The organism is Calditrichia bacterium (genome assembly GCA_020634975.1).
Classification (GTDB): Bacteria; Calditrichota; Calditrichia; order RBG-13-44-9; family J075; genus JACKAQ01.
In genome coordinates this window covers 2,463,445-2,482,646 of record JACKAQ010000001.1, presented here as the reverse complement: position 1 = coordinate 2,482,646, position 19,202 = coordinate 2,463,445, and the positions used below count along the sequence as shown (strand labels likewise).

Annotated in this window: 15 protein-coding genes; 12 read left to right on the top strand and 3 right to left on the bottom strand. The window is 47.6% G+C overall.

Annotation, left to right across the window (positions count from 1 at the left end; translation table 11 throughout):
• Nucleotides 1-35: 35 nt before the first annotated feature.
• Nucleotides 36-308 (bottom strand): zinc ribbon domain-containing protein, encoded by a 273-nt coding sequence (locus H6629_09980; GenBank protein ID MCB9068123.1) that lies wholly within the window; start codon nt 306-308, stop codon nt 36-38.
• Between the two features lie 399 nt (nt 309-707).
• On the opposite strand from H6629_09980, the gene H6629_09975 reads away from it, so the two are divergent.
• A complete protein-coding gene (locus H6629_09975; GenBank protein MCB9068122.1) occupies nt 708-1,796 on the top strand; it encodes a T9SS type A sorting domain-containing protein in 1,089 nt (362 codons plus the stop codon).
• 9 nt (nt 1,797-1,805) lie between these two features.
• Here the strand turns inward: H6629_09975 and H6629_09970 are convergent, their stop codons facing one another.
• Together H6629_09970 and H6629_09965 are read right to left on the bottom strand one after the other, a co-directional pair.
• Nucleotides 1,806-2,801 carry a hypothetical protein gene (locus tag H6629_09970; GenBank protein MCB9068121.1) on the bottom strand — a complete coding sequence of 332 codons (996 nt, stop codon included), beginning with the start codon at nt 2,799-2,801 and terminating at the stop codon, nt 1,806-1,808.
• Nucleotides 2,802-2,823: 22 nt separating this feature from the next.
• A complete protein-coding gene (locus H6629_09965; GenBank protein MCB9068120.1) occupies nt 2,824-4,113 on the bottom strand; it encodes a glycosyltransferase family 4 protein in 1,290 nt (429 codons plus the stop codon).
• 561 nt (nt 4,114-4,674) lie between these two features.
• Here H6629_09965 and H6629_09960 point away from each other — a divergent pair.
• From H6629_09960 to H6629_09910, 11 genes are all read left to right on the top strand, one after another.
• A complete protein-coding gene (locus H6629_09960) occupies nt 4,675-7,656 on the top strand; it encodes a SusC/RagA family TonB-linked outer membrane protein (GenBank protein ID MCB9068119.1) in 2,982 nt (993 codons plus the stop codon).
• Nucleotides 7,657-7,681: 25 nt separating this feature from the next.
• Nucleotides 7,682-9,031, top strand: coding sequence for a RagB/SusD family nutrient uptake outer membrane protein (locus H6629_09955; protein MCB9068118.1), 1,350 nt, complete (start codon nt 7,682-7,684; stop codon nt 9,029-9,031).
• Between the two features lie 315 nt (nt 9,032-9,346).
• Nucleotides 9,347-11,293: a SpoIIE family protein phosphatase gene (locus tag H6629_09950; protein ID MCB9068117.1), complete on the top strand. Its 1,947-nt coding sequence runs from the start codon at nt 9,347-9,349 to the stop codon at nt 11,291-11,293.
• Between the two features lie 241 nt (nt 11,294-11,534).
• Nucleotides 11,535-12,035, top strand: coding sequence for a hypothetical protein (locus H6629_09945; protein MCB9068116.1), 501 nt, complete (start codon nt 11,535-11,537; stop codon nt 12,033-12,035).
• 141 nt (nt 12,036-12,176) lie between these two features.
• Nucleotides 12,177-13,205 (top strand): hypothetical protein, encoded by a 1,029-nt coding sequence (locus tag H6629_09940; protein ID MCB9068115.1) that lies wholly within the window; start codon nt 12,177-12,179, stop codon nt 13,203-13,205.
• A 177-nt stretch (nt 13,206-13,382) separates the two neighbouring features.
• Nucleotides 13,383-14,000 carry a TetR/AcrR family transcriptional regulator gene (locus H6629_09935; protein MCB9068114.1) on the top strand — a complete coding sequence of 206 codons (618 nt, stop codon included), beginning with the start codon at nt 13,383-13,385 and terminating at the stop codon, nt 13,998-14,000.
• 85 nt (nt 14,001-14,085) lie between these two features.
• Nucleotides 14,086-15,396, top strand: coding sequence for a TolC family protein (locus H6629_09930; protein ID MCB9068113.1), 1,311 nt, complete (start codon nt 14,086-14,088; stop codon nt 15,394-15,396).
• 383 nt (nt 15,397-15,779) lie between these two features.
• Nucleotides 15,780-16,658: an efflux RND transporter periplasmic adaptor subunit gene (locus H6629_09925; protein ID MCB9068112.1), complete on the top strand. Its 879-nt coding sequence runs from the start codon at nt 15,780-15,782 to the stop codon at nt 16,656-16,658.
• Nucleotides 16,659-16,748: 90 nt separating this feature from the next.
• Nucleotides 16,749-17,378 carry a hypothetical protein gene (locus H6629_09920; protein ID MCB9068111.1) on the top strand — a complete coding sequence of 210 codons (630 nt, stop codon included), beginning with the start codon at nt 16,749-16,751 and terminating at the stop codon, nt 17,376-17,378.
• 63 nt (nt 17,379-17,441) lie between these two features.
• A complete protein-coding gene (locus H6629_09915; GenBank protein ID MCB9068110.1) occupies nt 17,442-18,380 on the top strand; it encodes an ABC transporter ATP-binding protein in 939 nt (312 codons plus the stop codon).
• Nucleotides 18,377-19,102 (top strand): ABC transporter ATP-binding protein, encoded by a 726-nt coding sequence (locus tag H6629_09910; GenBank protein MCB9068109.1) that lies wholly within the window; start codon nt 18,377-18,379, stop codon nt 19,100-19,102. Before H6629_09915 ends, H6629_09910 begins: the two co-directional genes overlap by 4 nt.
• Nucleotides 19,103-19,202 lie beyond the last annotated feature (100 nt).

Sequence of the window (19,202 nt, the reverse complement as noted above, 5' to 3'; positions counted from 1 at the left end):
AAACGGGAGGATGATTTCCGCTGCCGGCAGATTTGCTAATCTGTTGATTTTGTTGAAGATGAATCGGATGATTTGGATTCACCTTTCGAGCCCGTATCTTTTTTATCCGCAGATTTTCCGTTACCGTTCGATTTGTAATCCGTGATATAAAAACCCGAGCCCTTAAAAATCAATCCGGTGCCGCCCGTAATCAACCGCTCAACAGGACCTTCGCATGTCGGACAAGTGGTAACCGGATCGTCACTCATTCGTTGAAACAACTCGAAACGATGCCCGCAATTCTGGCATTGGTAATCATACGTTGGCATTACAACTCCCTTTCGTTAAATCTGAACAACTCGAATCAAATAAATCAAAATATTTTTTTATTGTGCAGTTTACGTAAAAATTCAAATTTTGTAATATTTGAGCTCCAAATTTAATACATTTTTAGCGGCAAACAATATGCAATTGGAATAATTAAAACTGCCGAAAGTCGCAACGATTTGAATGTAAAAGTTGTGATTTGTGCAATCCTGAAATGTTGAAATCGTATTAATTTATATCATAAAATCTACAGAGAATTGTGTTTACCAAATGAAAAAAGCGATACAACATTTCGCTAATTTTTATAAAAAATGAGCAACAAAACACAATTTTGATTATTAGAAGTAATTATTTTTACTACCTTTAAGGCACGACAAAATTGGTATAACGGAGTTTCGAAAATGAAATTATCGATTAAAAATACAATCCTTTTTTTAATATTAATTTTTGGCAGCAACCCGATTTTTGCCCAACAATTTACCTTTGATATCGTCGTTTCAGATAACCTCGGGAACAGCACAACGCTGACTATCGGGATGAACCCAGCCGGCACCGCCGGATACGACTCCGGTTTGGATATCAAACAACCGCCGCCGCCGCCCGCACCAGCTTTTGATGCGCGGTTGATAATTACAGGTGATGAATTACAGACGGACATTCGATTAATTTCAACTGACGAAACCATTTACCGGATGGATTTTATCCACGATCCATCCGCATCCAACATGACACTCAGCTGGAATATGAGTAAAGCGGATAGCCTTGGCGCAATGGAAGTCCAAACACTTGCCGGCGCAACATTACAGGACATGACAACAAATGCCAGCTACACTTTCAACACAACGACACCCATTTTAACCATCTCAATGACCGTAACCGAAGACATCACCCTGCCCGTTTCGCTGATGAATTTTTCCGCCAGCGGTAGCGCTGACGGCGTGCAACTGCTGTGGTCAACTGCCAGCGAGATACAGAATCTGGGATTCGAAATTTATCGCTCCGCACAGCAAAACGACGGATTTCGGTTGATCGGCAGCTACGAAAACAACCCGGATTTGCGCGGCGCCGGAACCACCAACGTGCAAAATGATTACGCATTTACCGACCCATCTGCGACTTCCGGCGAAACCTACTGGTATCGATTGGCGGATGTAGATTTCAGCGGCGTGCGAACGTTGCATGCGCCGATTTCCGTGATTGCCGGTGAAAACAGCGGCGGCATTCCCCAAAAATTCGCTCTGGCGCAAAATTTCCCGAATCCGTTTAATCCCGGCACAACCATTCGGTTTGAGCTGCCGGAAGCGGCAAATGTTAATCTGTCCGTGTTCAATTTGTTGGGGGAAAAAGTAGCAGAAGTGCTTTCTCGCAATCTGCCGGCAGGTACACACCAAACCACCTGGGATGCCGGATATCTGCCCGGCGGCGTGTATTTTTATCAATTGCAAACGCCCAAATTTACGGCCACCCGCAAAATGATTTTACTGAAGTAACACTACAACTTACAATCGATTCAGTTTTTTCAACGCGCGATATTTCAGCCAGTACATGCGCAAAATATTGTGCAATTTGTCGCGTTTGCGCCAGTTGGCGGCGAGCGTCGCAAAATAATCGTCGCCGGACATGCGGTGCAGCAAATCCAATTGCGTCATGATCATGCGAAAATAGATGAGATGCGCCGGATCGACATCCGGATAAAACGGTTGCTCGCACAAATTATAGCGAATCCAGAATCCCAGATCGTATCGCGGCAAATTACCTTTTAATCCGGCTATCCCCTTTTCAAACAACAGTTTAGCTTCCGCATTTTCCGGCACAGCACGAACAAAATCGTAAATACCGAACAGCGAAAAAATAGCGCCGTCCAGCACTGCGGTTAAAAACGGTGCGGGATATTCTTCGTACATCGGGCCATTTTCGGTGAAAGTGGTCACACCGCCTTCGGCTGCGGGAATGTGAAAAATTTTCAGCGCACGGGTTGCTGCATCCAGATATTTTTGCTCGCCGGTGAGCTGCCAACCGCGAAGCAAAATGGTCAATCCGCGACTTTGGGCAAACGCGGACGGCCACGGATCGAACACCCGGTATTCCGGTTTGGGCACGTCGGTAAGCCAATAATCGCCCAACCGCTCGTCGGAAATGCGGTGCTCGTAAAACCAATCGACAATTTTCATGAACCGCTGTTTATCCGAATCCGACTGCGTTTTCAGCCAGGTGTGGAAAATCGCGATGCCGAACTGCCCGATGGAAATCGGGTAATAAATCAGCTTGCGCTCCTCAACATCGATGTAGGTGGGAATCAGCGGAATGCCGTCGTCATCAAAATGGAAATTCTGGCTGTAGCCTTCCCGCAATTCCTGTTCGTCCATCACAAAATAATATTCGCGAAGCTCGCGCGAATGCACGTCCGGCGCAAGCTGGTAAATGATTTTTTTCCGGAAAATATCTTTCCGAAATTTCTCGAACATAAAAAATATTTTCTCAATTTTTGAAGCCATTTCAGCAAGCCCGTTTTAGGGTTCAGCGACCGATCAATGCGTTGAATAAATTCAATAATTTCAATGTGTTGGTTTCGGTTGTGTAGTTGCTCAGCTTATCTGAATTGTCCAACAACACGAAACTATTTTTTTGCCAGATTTTGTATTTTTCCAACACAAAATCCGCGATGCCCTGCAAATCTGCGTATTCGACAATTTCGCCGCTTTCGGTTTCCTGCAGCACTTCCCGCACGATGCCGTTTTTTTCGCCGAGGGTGAGAATCGGTTTTTGCAGCGAAAGATAATCGAACATTTTTGCGCCGATCACCCCTTCGATATAGGTTGCCGAAATCATCGGATGCAGCAAAATACTGGCGCTGCGGGCAAATGCCAGCACTTCGTCCAGCGGCATGTAATTGCGCCGTTCGATCGCCAGTTGCTGCCCAAATTTTTCAAAAAGCCCGGCGAAACCCTCAAAAATGCGTCCGACGAATACAATTTTCAGATTCTCGCGAATCGCGTCCGGCAAGGTACACAGCGAACGAAACAGCGTTTCGGGATTTTGGCTTTTGTTGAGATGTCCGAAAAACAGCAGCATAAATTTGTCCGATTTCAGCGGCTGTGGCGGTTTCGGCTCGAATCCGTTGTGAATCACTTCGCAGGCTAATGCGCCCTTTTGGAGAAAAATTTTGCCCAATCCCTCACTAACCGTGGTGATCAAATCTGCTTGCTGCAACACAGAGCGCTCCAGTTTGCGATCGATCGCATCCGCCAGACGCGATTTTTTCATTTCTTCCGCCCAAAATGCTTCCGTCCAGGGATCGCGCAAGTCCGCAACCCACGGTATTTTGTGGCGTTTGGCCAGTTTTTTGGCGATAAGCTGAACCGTGTGCGGCGGCGATGTCGCAAAAATCAGATCGATATTTTCTTCGCGAATGAGCTTGCTGCCCGCGCGAACGGCGTTCGGAATCCAGCCGATCCGGGCATCGGGAATAAAAATATTGCCGCGTACCCATTTCGCCAGGCGATCTTTTTTGCTGTCACTACTTTTTCCGCTGAGCACAAATGTGGGGATTTTTTCTTCGGCGGATTTTCCGGTAAACTTGCGGTAAATCGCGTACGGCTCCAAAATATCGGTCTTTTCTATCCGCAAATTTTCCGGCAATTGTTTGTGCAGCGTTTCGTCGATGGCGGGGTAATCACCGTTTTTCACGGTGAGCACAATTGGCTCCCACCCAAACTGGCGAAAATATCGCACAAAACGAACCACGCGCTGCACGCCGGGGCCGCCGGCCGGTGGCCAATAATAGGTTACAATTAAGGCTTTTTTCATTCAAATAGGGTTCGCTTAATATTCATTATTTTATTCACCGTTGAAAACACAACAGCCATTTCGCAGCATACAAATTGAGGAAAAATAATGGTTCATTCAAGTATATTATTTCTCCGAACAAACCCAACTGCAAATCCAGCTTCAGTTACGAGTTTGCACTGCTTTCGCAAATCGCTGGTTTACTCATCACAAAATATTTGCATAATTAAAGCTATTCCCATAAACTGATTTGTTTTTTACGTCTGTCCGGTTGGGTTATTATTTGGTTTTCATAAAAAGCCAACGGATGCCCATTTATTTACTTTTTGATACTCCCTTTAACTCACCAAACCCCGATGGAAGCAGCGGAATTGCTTATCGGTTTGTCAAATGTTATTCCTGTTTATCCAAACACCATTTTTTAACCTCCGGACATATCCGGGATCTCATTTCTTGCAATTGTGCAAATACACAATTTGGGGCGAAATATACGGTATAAAAGTATTTCAAAAATATATTTTGAATTGCAAATATTAAGGGATCATTTTAGCTAATTTACCAAACCAATAAAATGGAGGAACCATGGTAAAGCGGTATTCAGCTAAATGGGTCGGCAGAATGATGCTGGCTCTATTATTTAATACGCTTTTGTTTGCACAAACTTCAACAACAGAGGGGAAAATAACGGGCGTAGTTACTGACGCCGCTACCGGTGAAGCATTAATCGGAGCGAACGTGGTAGTTACCGGAACAAAGCTTGGGGCATCTACGGATGCTGACGGCGTGTTCATCATTGAAAATGTGCCCGTTGGAACCTATGAAGTGTCTGTTTTTTATGTCGGTTACACAACGGCACAACAAACGGTGACAACAAACAGCGGCACCGTTAAAGTATTTTTCGAGCTTTCGACAGATGTGTTGCGTTTTGACGAAGTTGTTGTGACCGGAAGCTCGGGAGCTACCAGCAAAAGGCAGCTTGGCAACACCATCTCAACGATTTCGGGTGAAAATATCGCGGAATCCAGAGCTTTGGATATTACCGGTGCCCTATCCGGTAAATTTGCCGGCGTGCAAGTATCTCAAAACTCCGGTGATCCCGCAGCCGGGATTAGCGTGAGATTGCGAAGCGCAAGCACGGTAAACGGTAGTTCCGATCCGCTGTATATCATCGATGGCGTAATTGTGAATAACACCTCTACGGATCTTTTGGGTGTTCAGAGCGTGGTGCAAAACCGCTTGTCAGACATTAATCCGGCGGATATAGAACGGATTGAGGTCATCAAGGGCGGGGCTGCGGCTGCGATTTACGGTTCACGAGCCAGCAATGGCGTGGTCCAGATTTTCACCAAAAAAGGACAGGTCGGAAAACCGAAAATCACTTTCAGCACGAGCGTCAATTTTAATTCTTTAAGAAAGAAAATTGACTATAACCAGGTACCCCTTGATTGGGAAAATGCAGGCGATGTCACCAATTTAAATACCGTCCCCGCACAACGATATGACTATCAGGATATGGTTTTTGAAGGCAGCGCAGGAACTGATAACTACCTGTCTGTTTCCGGTGGTGTGGGCAACACGACCTATTTTGGTTCTGTATCCTACCTGAATAACAATGGCATTATGAAAAACACAGCCTACGACCGCAGCGGTATCCGCTTACGGGTTAACCAAATTATTAACGATCGGGTGTCTTTTGCCGCTGGCACTTATGTTTCTTCCAGCAACAGCAACGACATGCCCAACGGCGGTTACGGCTCCGGTGTTTTACAAACCATTTTGTTCTCGAACAACAGTATCAACCCGGAACCGGATGCTGACGGAAATTACCCGGTAATGACATTTTATCCGAATATACTTGAGTATTTAGAGACATTTAATTTTGAACAACAAAACAAAAGAGCGATATCGGACATCCAGTTTACGTTGCTCCCGATTAACGGAATGCAGGTAAATTATGTATTGGGTTATGACGATTCCCGTTCAAGAGCTACTACATATACGCCCATCGGCACTACAACAGCAGCATTGGGTTCTGCCAGGGCATCCAACCTCAATCGCACCCAAATTAACAGCGATCTGAATGTATCGTACCAAACCCAATTATCGGCCCCTATTTCATCTTCAACTGCTGCGGGCTACTCTTATCAATATGATGAAACAAAACTTGGTACGATTTCCGGCACCGGATTAGCCATTGGTGTCGAAACCACTGCCGGTGCAGCAAGCATTGCAACAACCGATTTTAACAGCAAGCGAGCCATTTGGGGTGGTTATTTACAGCAAACATTTGGATTGCAGAACAAACTGTTCATCACCGGAGCAGCCAGAATCGACGGTTCTTCGGTATTTGGTGAAAATGAAAGAAACCAGTTCTATCCCAAAGCCAGCTTATCTTATGTGCTTTCCGAAGAAAAATTCTGGAATTTTAGCGCTATCAACAACTTGAAGTTGCGGGCAGCCTGGGGTGAAGCTGGTAACTTGACGGCTATCGGGCCATTTGATCGGTTAACAAATTACAGCGCCGTTAGCATTAACGGGCAGTCCGGTTTAATCTCCCCGTCACTTGTCGGCAATCCCGATCTGAAACCGGAACGGCAAACAGAAACCGAATTTGGATTGGATTTGGGCATGTTCAATAACCGGGTGGGCTTGGAAGTGACCGGTTACTTTCAGAACATCAAAGACCTGTTGGTCGCTCGTACCCTTGCCCCATCAACCGGTGCAGGAAGCCGGATTGAAAATATTGCAGATATGAAAAACAAAGGTATCGAACTGCAACTGACCGTCATCCCGGTAACAAAGAAAAGCTTGAATTGGGTTTCCAGCGTTACCTTCACTTCCAATAAAAACGAAGTAAACGGTATCGAAGGCGACCAGATCAGCATCGGTAATTTCGGCTTCTCAAAAGCAATGAACGGCGAACCTTTGGGTATTTTTTACCAGGGTTACTATGCTCGAAATTCTGACGGCAGCTTGCTTTTGGATGCCAATGGATTGCCGCAAAGAGAACGTGGATCCGTGGATGCAAACGGAAACAATGTTCCTTTAAGAGATGCAAACGGTCAACCGACAGGTACTCTTTTGCAGAAGAAAATCGGTGACCCGAACCCCTCCTACATTGCATCCTTTACCAACGAGCTGCAGTATAAAAACTGGTCATTCCGGGCGCAATTTGATGCCGTTCAGGGATTTGACGTATTGAGCTGGGATTCACGCATGTTCTACAGATTTGGCGGTGGTGTCCAAACAGGCAAGGAATTAAACGGCGAAGAGCCGAAAGGCACAGGCACTGCAAAATTCGGTATTGCCGAATCCTATGTTGAAGATGGTTCTTTTGTTAAATTACGCGAGATCTCTCTCTCCTATATGTGGCGTAACCCATTAATGGGATTGAGCAGTTTGAAGTTTACCCTTTCAGGAAGAAACCTCTTCTCATTTGATGATTATTCGAAGTGGGACCCGGAAGTAAACATGGATGCCCAAAGCAATGGGTCCAGAGGTGGAATTATGGGTTTAACGCCCATTCCGAGAATGATCATATTTGGAATTAGCGTAGCCAATTGAACTATTTAATAGGAGAAAGTAAGAAATGATACACAAAAAATATAGAATCGCCATAGCAGCCGTTGCTATAATCGCACTGATTGTTACTGCGTGCGATACGAACTTTGTAAATCCAAACAACCCGACAGAAGATGTAATTTTTGAATCCAAAGACGGGCTGTTTGCACTTTGCATTGGGTTAAACCAATATTTCACAACAACAGTAATGCAGGAAGTCGTCGAAACGCCGGGCATCTCGACCCGCGAATTAGGCGTTACCAACACATTCCTGAACATTAATGAACTTGCCAGAGGCGGCAATGAACTGCCCCCGGAGAGCGGCGGCATTACAGATCCCTGGGTTGCTCTGCTCAGAGCAAAAGGCATGGCAGAATCGTTGATTGCCAGCACACCCAATGTTGAATTATCAGCCGGCACGCGCAGCGGTGTTCTCGCTTATGGGCATTTTTACAAAGCGATGTGCCTGGGATACCTTGCCGGTATGTGGGAACAAACTGTTATTAACAATTCACCAGATGGCGATGCCGCATTTAGCGACAGAGCTGCCGTTCTGGCGGAAGCCATCAGATTATTGACGGAAGCCAGAAATGCTATTAACGCCAACGCGATATCTGATGATTTTAAAAACAATGTACTGGGCGATGACTTTAACCTGTTGAAATCGATCAACGCCTATTTATCGCGATACAGTTTGATGGCCGGAAACTATGCCGATGCAATCACATTCGCAGACGCCGTTTTGAACGATGCAAGCTCCCCGGCAAACTCCTTGTTTAATTACGATGCGAATAATGTCAATCCCGTTTGGTCCCGGATCAACCCGGCAGCATCCGACCTGAAGCCGCAAACCAACTTTGGATTGCTGGGCGCATACGTGCCGGAAGCCGGTGATGGCAGGGTTTCATTTTATTTGGGTGCCGATGCCGGCACAGCGAATGTGGATGCAGGTGGACAGCCCATCAGCCAGGCGCTCGGATTCTGGACCAGCCAAACATCGCCAATTCCGGTTTACCTGCACGGAGAAATGTTGCTCAATAAAGCAGAAGCTCATGCTCGGCTAAACCAATTGCCGAACGCAGTTACCAACCTGAATCTGGTCCGGCAAAAAACCGATGATCCGCTGGGCGTAAACGCAGGATTACCGGCGTGGACCGGAAACGCAAACAGCCAGACAGATGTTTTGGAAGAAATCTACAAAAACAGAGCAATTGAGCTTTTTCTCACCGGTTTGCGACTGGAAGCCAGCAGAAGATTTCACCCGGGTCTGGATCCGACAGTTAACAATCTGACCAACGAACGCAACCGGAATTTTTACCCATATCCATCCATCGAAAGAGATAACAACCCGAATACTCCGGCTAATCCTTCGATCTAATATGATTTGTTAACATATTTTTTTGACCGAGTTAAACGTAGGGAACGTAAGCTTTTGCAAACGTTCCCTATTTTTTTGCCCGTTGTGTATTCACTTCATGAAAATCGGTTGTAACTCTATTTGATTGTTGGCATTAATTTCAGATGCTTCGTCTTTTAGGGCAAATCAAATCACTCAATATCAATCACTATCCAAAAAATTATTGTAAAAAACTGTATCATCTTTGTCATGTTTTCTACGATAAAACAAAATACAAACATTGCAAATTCCGCACGAACTTTTCTATATTCATTCCGTTGAGAATGGAGATTGATTTTGGTCGAGACAAAACCACGTTTAAACAAACCGCTGTTGATCACTTTTAAATTGCTGATTTATATGGCAATTTTTGCCGGATTTTATTTGCTCAGCGCAACAATTATGAGCAAACCGGCGCCGTTTGTGGCGTTTTTTCTCACCATTTTGCTCGTTACGGTCAATCGCGGAAAGCTCACCGATTTTATTCAGCAATTGGTGGACAAGGGGTTTTACCGCGATTTATACCGCTTCAAAAAATTTGCGGATAAATTTAATCGCGAATTAAACGCGACGCTGGATTGGGACACCCAATTAAACAATTGCAGGGATTTTTTAAAATTACATTTTGGCGAAAACGAATCCGCGTTTTATCTAATCGAAAACAAAGAATTGCTGAATGCGCATCCCGATGACCGAAAAAACAGCACCATCGAGCAGATGTTACCCGAACCGGAAGCGCCATCGCCGTTTTCGCGGGGCACCAATTTTTATCCGATCGAGCAATTGTGGCGGGAGTTTCCGCGCTATCGCCCGATGTTCAAAGCGCTGCGCGACGAACATAAGTTTGAATATATTGTGCCACTTAACGGCAGCAACAGCGTGGTCGGATTTTTGGCATTTACCGACCGGATCAACACGTATTTGAGCGTTCCGGAAATCCGGGAGTTTCTCAACGGGCTGTTTCTGGATATGGCTGAAACGCTCGAAAACGCCCGCACACACGCCGAAATTCAACGAAAATCGTTGGAAAACGAACTGTTTTTGAAAATTGTGCAGAACATTTCTTCATCGCTGAACGTGCAGGAAGTGCTGGACAATATGCTGGACAGCCTCTCGCTGCTGCTGCAATACGACGCCGCGATGATCGCGCTGGTGGATGAGGAACGAATGGAATTGCGCCAGATGGTTTCGCGCGGCTATTCGCCAAATGACGAAGAGGCGATTTCGCTAAAAATCGGGCAGGGATTGAGCGGTTGGGTCATCCAGAATCGCGAAGGCGTGGTTACGCCGGATGTCACCAAAAATTCGCAATATTACTCGGCACGCCCGGACACGCAGTCGCAGATTACCGTTCCGATTATCGTAAACGAACACGCCATCGGTGCGCTGGCGCTGGAGAGCAATACACTCAACCATTTTACCCAACAAAACCTGAAGCTGTTAACAAACTTCGCCGGACTCGCCGCGATTGCCCTCCGCAACGCCCAATTGTATGAAGATTCACTGAAAAAACAGCGATTGGAAGGCGAATTGCTGGTTGCCTCCAAAGTGCAGCAGGCGCTGCTGCCGCGCCGCGTTCCGGTTATCGACGGCGTGACCATCGAGGTGCTGAACGTGCCGAGTTTGATCGTCGGCGGCGATTTGTACGACGCGTTCCGCATTGACGAAAATCGCCAGGCTATCGCCATCGGCGATGTGTCCGGCAAAGGCGCGCCCGGCGCAATTTTGATGGCCGTTGCCTACGCCGGATTCAAAAGCCTGTTCAACGAGATTGATCCGCCCGCGACCATCGTCGCCAAACTGAACAACCTGCTTTACGAAGCAACCGCCACCGGTTATTACGTCACGTTCTTTTTCGCGATTTTGGATCGCAGCAGCGGACAGCTCACCTATTGCAACGCCGGTCACAACGCGCCCATTTTGCTGCGAAAAGACGGCAGCACTGTAATGTTGAAAGAAGGCGGCACGGTGCTCGGATTTCTGGAAAACCGCACGTTTCACCAAAATACGGTGGATTTCCGCCCCGGCGATACGCTGGTTTGCTTCACCGACGGCGTCACCGAAACCATGGATGTTCACGAAGAAGAATTCGGTGATGAACGGCTGATGCAAACCCTGAAAACCAATTTGGGCGAACAGCCCAAAACCTTGAAAATCGCCATTTTGGACGACATGCGCGCCTTCGCCGGCGATTGCGAATTCCCCGACGACGTTACCCTGCTCATCGCCCGCCTCGACGATTAGTATTGTCACCCTGATCGAAGTCAAAGGGTGATATTCATACTCATCCATTTTCCCCTGACAGCAATTTTTTGCGACTTTTCTGTCGAATCGCGTTCGACGCTGTTCGGCAAATTTGTCGATTGCAGACAACAACCTCATCTTTCAATTCGTTTATTAACAATAATTTATCAATGTGCTCAAGTTTAATTTCCGACGGCATAGCGATTGCACTTATCCGGTAAACAAAAACCGGACAAATCAAATGAACAATCGATCACGCATTTTCGCAACTGCTGTTGCTGTATGGATGTTTGCCATCGCAACGCCGCTACTCGCTGACGAAACACTTACCTACATCAGTCCCGGTGTTCGTTTCGGTTACCATTTTGACGAAGGCCCGACATTGGGATTCAAAATCAGCCTTGGCTCATTTTATGCAGATTCATTTTTCAACATTACCCTGGGCACCAATTTTCCAGTGGGAAATCGCGTAAAAAAGCCACACGAAAAATACCAATTTGTGGAACTTCAGGCCGGAACATTCAAAAACCCGCTACCATTGGGTTTGGGCGGCGGGGTTGGCATCGCCTTTTCCCAAATTGATGAACAGCCAATCATCGCACCAAAAATTAGCTTGTTTGGCGGCTATCTGGCTTTCGCAACGATGGATATGGTTTTCTTTAAAAACAATGAAATCAGGGACTTCGGGCTTGAGTTTGTGTTGCCGCTTCCCGTTGGGTTGAAAGATAATTTTCTGGAATAGATTGAACGAAATTCACAGAGAATTATTTTTGGGGCTTGCATGATATTTTTCATTTCGGCACATTAAGAAAACTTTCACAGAAAAAATTCCACAGAGGCTATCATGAACCTTCGACTCGTTTTTACGGTTTTAGCTGCGGTTTTGCTGAATGCGACTTCAGGTGTTGCACAATCCTACCCGGATTATTTTATTCCACAACATTTGCGCCCCGCCGATCCGCAAATGGCGGCAATGGGCTTGACCGGTGTTGCCCATCGAACCGGCGTTTTGGCGGCTTATTCAAATCCCGCAGGAATCGCGGATGTAAAAGATCTGCAATTTGCCTATACCCGACACCACCCTATTCTTCAATATTTCACGACCGATGAATATTACACCGGACAACATACTTTTTCGTTGGCAGTCCCGGTCACTAAATTTTTTACTATTGGTGCATACTATTGGAATCTGGGTTTTGGTGAAGTTGAAATTCTTAAAATAAACGGCTATGGCGGAAAAAAAACTAAAATCGGGATTCGTGAATATTTGTTAACACCGGCGTTTCTTTTGGCATTGGATTCGACAACTAATTTACACATTGGCGCAAATGTTAAAAATCTGAAATATTATGGACTCAACGACGCTGATAGCTGGCTGTATGATTTGGGATTTCGAATCAATCATGAATTGAGCACACAAGTCTTATCTTTCGGCGCTACGATTCATAATCTTGGTTCAAAACTCAAAGTCGAGGGATCGACGAGAGAATATGAGATGTATCGCTGGTATAAAGTTGGGTTTGCATTTGGAAACACTAATGCTAAATCATCAAAAAACAAAAAGATAACATACCTCTGGACAGTGGAGTATCAAAAAAATCTGAATCAAAAAAATCTGAATATGGATGAAAACCGCATTTCCACAGGGTATGAGAAATTGGAGGCGCTAAACACCGGTTTTGAATTACGTTTATTTCAGCATTTATTTGGTCAAATCGGGTATGTGAATGATGTTAGCGGCTCAAAAAACCATCTCGAATACCAGGGATTCACCTATGGCTTTGGATTTGAGACTCCGGAGCCATTAGGAGAGAAAATTCCGGTGACGCTATCTGCAATGTATGGCCGTTCCATTCAGTTGGGCACGCTCGATGTAAATATTTTCTCCGCCGGATTAGGGTTTCATTTCTAACATTGTCACAATTCCGGGTGTCGGTGTTGCCGATTTACATTGTAGAGACGTCTCTATCCGTTCCACCGGAACGTCCAAAAAATAAAATTTTTCAAATAGTGTTTGCATCTGGTTTTTGCAAACACTATTTTTGACCGAATTATTTAACCAAACAGTTAAACTTTTTGGATGAACCAAATGGATTACAGCAGCGAAACAGAAAATAAAATTGTCGCCTCGGCGACGGAAGTTTTCCTCGAAAGCGGCCGGGACGGCGCACGGATGCAGGAAATTGCAGATCGCGCGGGCATCAACAAAGCGTTGTTGCACTACTATTTCCGCACCAAAAACCGCTTGTATGATAAGGTTTTTGAAACCATCATCTCATTTTTCCTGAGCAATATGCTGGAATCCGTCAAAGAACGCACCGATGCGGAAACCATGCTCCGCACTTTCATCGATAAATATATCGATGCGCTGGCAAAGCGCCCGCAGATCGTCCGGTTTGTGCTGTGGGAAATCGAGCGCGGCGGCGAAGGTTTTGCCAACGCAGCCAAAAAAACATTCGCCAAAAAGGGATTCAACACCATTCCGCTGATTCCCATTATTCAGGAAGCGGTGGATCGCGGAGAAATCCGTCCGGTGGATCCGGTGCAATTAACCCTCAGCATTGTGGGCATGTGCATTTATCCGTTTGTTGCAAAACCGTTAATCGAGCGGATCATCCCGGGCGTGCAGGTGTATTCGAAACCATTTTTGGAACAACGCAAACAAGAGATTTTCCGGATGGTGTGGAGCGGCATCGCACCGGAATAAATCAATTCGTGGAGCTCACCGGGAACGATGATGTTTTTCTCTTCGTCCGCTGTGGTTCCGTGGCTAATTAACGAAAGGTAAGTTCATGAAAATCAGGATGTTGCTGTTGTTGTTTTTCAGCAGCGGAATATTCGCGCAACAATCGCTGACATTGGCAGATGCCTGGGCAATTGCCCGGCAGAACAACCTCGCGCTGCAGCAACAGCAGGTGCAGCAATCGCAGGTTGCGGCGGAAGTGCGCATCCAGCAAAGCGATTATTTGCCAAAATTGTCGGTTTCCGCCGGCGCGCAGTATGTTTCGGAAATCGCGAAAATCGATGTGCCGTTTCTGCCAAATCCCATCGAAGCGGGCGTTAAAGAGCGTTATGATTTGTCCGCCAATTTGCAACAGCCCATTTTCACCGGATTTCGCACATCCAATCTGGTGAAAGCAGCCAAAAACCAGCAAGCTGCCGCCGAATTGCAGGAAAACACGGTGGAGCAGCAGTTGTTTTTGCAGATCGGTGTGCTGTTTCAGCAGATTCAACTCAATTTGCGTCAGCAAACCGCGCTTCGCGACGGCATCGCCCGGGCGAATGACCAGTTGCAGCTGTCTAAAAATCGATTTGCCGCAGCGCAAGTTGCCGCATTCGATACGCTGGAAGCAGCCAATCGCAAACTGCAGCTCGAAAGCCAGCTTTCCCAATTGCAGAACTTGAACGGCATTTTGCAAACGCGGATGCAGCTTTTGTTGAACAGCAAATCACCGGTGAGCGTCGCGGAAATGCCCGCCGAAACTGTCGATCTGCAAGTGCCGGATGTTGCGGCAACGCGACAAAGCGCCATCGAAAACCGCACGGAATTTGCCCAACTCCGGGAATTGCAATCGGCGCAAGCGCATCGCACCGGCGCGATCAAATCACAATTTTTCCCACAAATTTACGGTGAGGCGGCGTATCACTACGCCAATCCCGGCGTCAATTTTTTCAAATCGGAGTGGATGGATTATTACACGCTCGGCGTCGGGCTTCAGTGGCAATTGTTCAACGGCGGCAAAACCCGCCATCAGGTGCAGCAATCGAAACTGGAAATCCGCAAATTGACGCTGCAGGAACAGCAATTGATGCTGCAGGTGAATCAGCAAATTGACGAGGCGCTGGCACAACTGGACAATGCCCGCACGCAAATCCGCTTTCAGCGGCAGTTGGTGGCGCAGGAGCAGGAGCGCTATCGCATCGCCACAACGGCGTATGAGCAGGGATTGGCAACCACGCTCGACGTGCGCAACGCCGAAACTGCGCTCACGCAGGCGGAATTGTTGCTGCAACAACGGCTGATTGAGTGGGAGCAATACCGGCTGCAACTCGATTTTGCCACGGGGGTTTTGGGGAAGGATGGAAGGATAAAGGATAATTGATAAAGGATAAATTTGACGCCGATGCAATAACTGATTTAACCACAGAGAACGCTGAGATCGCAGAGAGCCCGGAGTTTTTTTAAACGATTCAGCCTACGAAAGGATACGAAAATATCTATTTTATAAGTTTTGCAATTTTGTGACTTACAATCAGAAATTCTGTTGTTAAATGCAGATAGATGCTCAATAAAATGTTTAAATTATCCCGAAAAGTTTGTCTAAAAAATAGGTTTTCGTTCATTTCGCGTGTTTAGTAGGCTGAATAGTTACGTTTTTTGATTTTATACTCAGCGAACTTTGCGCGCTCTGCGGTTAAAAATTGAAAATAATATTAAATGCATTAAAAATTGACAAAAAAACATCGATTTACGGAGAATATTCCGATGGCTAAATATTTGATTTTACTGACAATCAGCAGTCTGATGTTTTGGAGCTGCAACAACAACGAGCAACGCGGATTCACCGCCATTGTTGAAGGCACGACCGTGCAGGTGCCCGCGCTCACCGGCGGCAAATTGACCCAAATTTTTGTGAATACCGGCGACAAAATCGACGCCGGAAAAGCTATCGCGATGGTCGATACGGTTGAACTGGCGCTGCAGCGCGAACAGCTTTCTGCCGGATTGGAGGAGCTTTCCGTGCAGGTGAGCGTCGCCCGCACACAGCTCAATCAGGCGAAACAAAATGAGAGCTATGTTCAGGAAAAACAATCGCGTATCGCAAAACTGGTCAGCAACAGCGCCGCACCGCAGCAAACGCTGGACGACCTGACCATCCAGTTGCGCAACGCACAATCCACCCGGGAAACCGCCGAGCAGAGCTTCCGGGTGCTGGATGCCAAACGCAAACAGTTGGAAGCACAGTTGGGTTTGCTCAACAAAAAAATCGGCGATGCGCGAATCATCGCACCGGCCGGAGGTGTGATTTCTGAAAAATATTACGAAACCGGCGAAGCGATTCCGCCGCTCAGCCCCATCGTGGAAATTATCCAAATAGACGAAGTGTGGGTGAAAATTTACATTTCGGAAACGCAGTTGCCGGAAATCCGGCAGGGGCAATCCGCCACGGTTGCGGTAGATGGCAGCGAACAGTCGCTCAGCGGCACGGTCGCGTGGATCAGCCCGCAGGCAGAATTCACCCCGAAAAATATTCTCACACCGGAAACGCGCACATCGCTGGTTTACGCAGTGAAAATTCTCGTGAAGAATCCCGACGGCGTGCTCAAACACGGGATGCCGGTGGAAGTGCGTTTGCAAGGATAAAGGGGCTTCGGCTACGCTCAGCCACCTTGCAATGAGCCCTGAGCATAGCCGAAGGGCGCGGTAATCGAAACAAAAAAAATGGCATCGAATATGGGACAAAAACTCTGCCCGAAAATCATTCTCGAAGGCACGCGGCTGACCATGAAAACGGACATCGCGTTTGCGCTGAACGAGCATCCGCGTATCGTCGGACCGCGAAAATACCGCTATCACTCGCCGCTGATTTCCGGGGAATGGTGCGCATTTACCAATTTTCCGTGGGGACGCGGGCTGATCAATTTTGAGCCGCAAGAGGAGCAAATGGCGATGGAAACCTACGCCACCTGGGCGCGGCTGTTCGAATTGCAACGCTATTATTCGTGGATCATCGACCGGTTTCATCTTTCCACACAGATGTTTCAGGCGCGGGCGCGCGGCAAATTTTACGATTTTCGCTGGCTGGAAGAACGGCTGCACACGGTTGGTTTTCACCTCGTTTTTTGCACACGCACGCCGGATTCGTTTGCCGCAGCGCGGGAAGAACGGCTGAAAGTTTCCGGAAATCCCTCGCAATATGATGACTTGCAAATATTCATCGAAGAACAGGAAGCGATGCGCGAGTGGGTCGCCAAATCTATTTTACCGACGCTGGAACTGGATATCTCCGATAACAACATCGCACGCGCAGCGGATGATGTCGCCGATTGGCTGGAAGGCAATGGCGGACTTTATGCGAAGTAGATGGGTGGATGGGGAAAAACGAAGAGGCGATCCGTTGGTCGCTCAAAAATCGACAGGAAAAGAATGTCAGCAATTGAAATAACAAATTTCAGCAAATCTTTCGGCGAAACGCGGGCGGTGAAAAATGTGTCGCTATCCGTGAAACCGGGCGAGTTGTTCGGGCTGATCGGTCCGGACGGCGCGGGCAAAACCACGCTCATGCGCGCCATTTGCACGCTGCTGCTGCCGGATGACGGGCAAATTCAGGTTCGCGGGATGAACACGCGCGAAGCCATCGCCGATATACGCGCAATTCTGGGCTACATGCCGCAGCGGTTTTCGCTGTATCAGGATTTATCTGTCGAACAAAACCTGCGCTTTTTCGCGGACCTGTTCAACGTACCGGCGGAAGAACGCGCTGCGCGGATGAAGCGGCTCTACCAGTTTTCGCGGCTCGGCAATTTTAACAAACGGCTGGCCGGACAACTTTCCGGCGGCATGAAGCAAAAGCTGGCGCTCTCCTGCGCGCTCATCCACACGCCGGAAATTCTGGTGCTCGACGAACCGACTTTCGGCGTCGATCCGGTTTCGCGGAAGGAATTTTGGGAGATTCTGCACGAAATCCGCAAAGAGGGCACCACGATTCTCGTTTCCACCGCGTACATGGACGAAGCGGATCAGTGTGAACGCGTCGCGCTGATGTTCAACGGCGAGTTCGCCGCGATCGGTTCGCCGAAATCGCTGAAATCGAATTACCGCTATCCGCTTTACCGTCTGGACGGAAAAAACCTGCGGGAACTGCGGGCTTTTTTTGAAGAAAAAACAACGGTTTACGCCACCCAAATGTTCGGCGATGCGCTGCACGTCAGCTTCGCTGAAAATCCGGCAGATGCCGAGTGGCAGCGCTGGCAATCGGAAACCGGCGGCAATTTGTCAGGCTGGCACACTGAAAAACCGTCCATCGAAGACGTATTTCTCGATTTGATCAACCAGCAAAACCTCACCAAATCGGCGGCGATATGAGCAACATTTCCGTAAAAACCGAAAAACTCACCCGCCGGTTCGGCAGTTTCACCGCCGTCGATGCGGTGAGCATCGAAGTGCAACAGGGCGAAATTTTCGGATTTCTGGGTGCAAACGGCGCCGGAAAAACCACGATGATCCGCATGCTTTGCGGGCTGCTCTCCCCCACCGAAGGCAGCGGCACCGTCGCGGGATTCGATATTTATCGCGAAAGCGAGCAGATCAAAAAGAACATCGGCTACATGAGCCAGAAATTTTCGCTGTATGACGATTTGACCATCTCGGAAAATATCGAATTTTTTGGCGGCATTTACGGACTCCCGCGCGATTTAATTGCGGATCGCAAATCCGCGCTGATCGAACAGGTCGGGTTGCAGAAACAGTCGGATACGCTCACCCGCGATCTGCCGCTGGGATTCAAACAGCGGCTGGCGCTGGGCTGCGCGATGCTGCACGATCCACCCATTTTGTTTCTCGACGAACCCACTTCCGGCGTCGATCCGCAGGCGCGGCGCAGCTTTTGGGATCTCATTTACGATACCGCAAATCTCGGCAAAACCGTGTTTGTCACTACCCATTTTATGGATGAAGCGGAATATTGCCACCGCGTTTCCATCATGCGCGACGGCAAACTGATTGCGCTGGACACACCCGGCGCCCTCAAACGCCAGTTCGCCCAACCGACGATGCAGGAGGTGTTTGTTTCGTTGGTGGATGGCTAATCAGTGAATGTGTGGATGGGTCGATGAGTGGATGAGAAAGCGGTCAGCGGTCAGCGGTCGGTATAAGATTTGTGGTCAGCGGTCAGCGGTCAGCGGTCAG

What these genes read in the sequence shown, in the direction of transcription:
- H6629_09980 (MCB9068123.1), bottom strand. Translation starts at nt 308, where the DNA reads ATGCCAACGTATGATTACCAATGCCAGAATTGCGGGCATCGTTTCGAG.
- H6629_09975 (MCB9068122.1), top strand. Translation starts at nt 708, where the DNA reads ATGAAATTATCGATTAAAAATACAATCCTTTTTTTAATATTAATTTTT.
- H6629_09970 (MCB9068121.1), bottom strand. Translation starts at nt 2,801, where the DNA reads ATGGCTTCAAAAATTGAGAAAATATTTTTTATGTTCGAGAAATTTCGG.
- H6629_09965 (MCB9068120.1), bottom strand. Translation starts at nt 4,113, where the DNA reads ATGAAAAAAGCCTTAATTGTAACCTATTATTGGCCACCGGCCGGCGGC.
- H6629_09960 (MCB9068119.1), top strand. Translation starts at nt 4,675, where the DNA reads ATGGTAAAGCGGTATTCAGCTAAATGGGTCGGCAGAATGATGCTGGCT.
- H6629_09955 (MCB9068118.1), top strand. Translation starts at nt 7,682, where the DNA reads ATGATACACAAAAAATATAGAATCGCCATAGCAGCCGTTGCTATAATC.
- H6629_09945 (MCB9068116.1), top strand. Translation starts at nt 11,535, where the DNA reads ATGAACAATCGATCACGCATTTTCGCAACTGCTGTTGCTGTATGGATG.
- H6629_09935 (MCB9068114.1), top strand. Translation starts at nt 13,383, where the DNA reads ATGGATTACAGCAGCGAAACAGAAAATAAAATTGTCGCCTCGGCGACG.
- H6629_09930 (MCB9068113.1), top strand. Translation starts at nt 14,086, where the DNA reads ATGAAAATCAGGATGTTGCTGTTGTTGTTTTTCAGCAGCGGAATATTC.
- H6629_09925 (MCB9068112.1), top strand. Translation starts at nt 15,780, where the DNA reads ATGGCTAAATATTTGATTTTACTGACAATCAGCAGTCTGATGTTTTGG.
- H6629_09920 (MCB9068111.1), top strand. Translation starts at nt 16,749, where the DNA reads ATGGGACAAAAACTCTGCCCGAAAATCATTCTCGAAGGCACGCGGCTG.
- H6629_09915 (MCB9068110.1), top strand. Translation starts at nt 17,442, where the DNA reads ATGTCAGCAATTGAAATAACAAATTTCAGCAAATCTTTCGGCGAAACG.
- H6629_09910 (MCB9068109.1), top strand. Translation starts at nt 18,377, where the DNA reads ATGAGCAACATTTCCGTAAAAACCGAAAAACTCACCCGCCGGTTCGGC.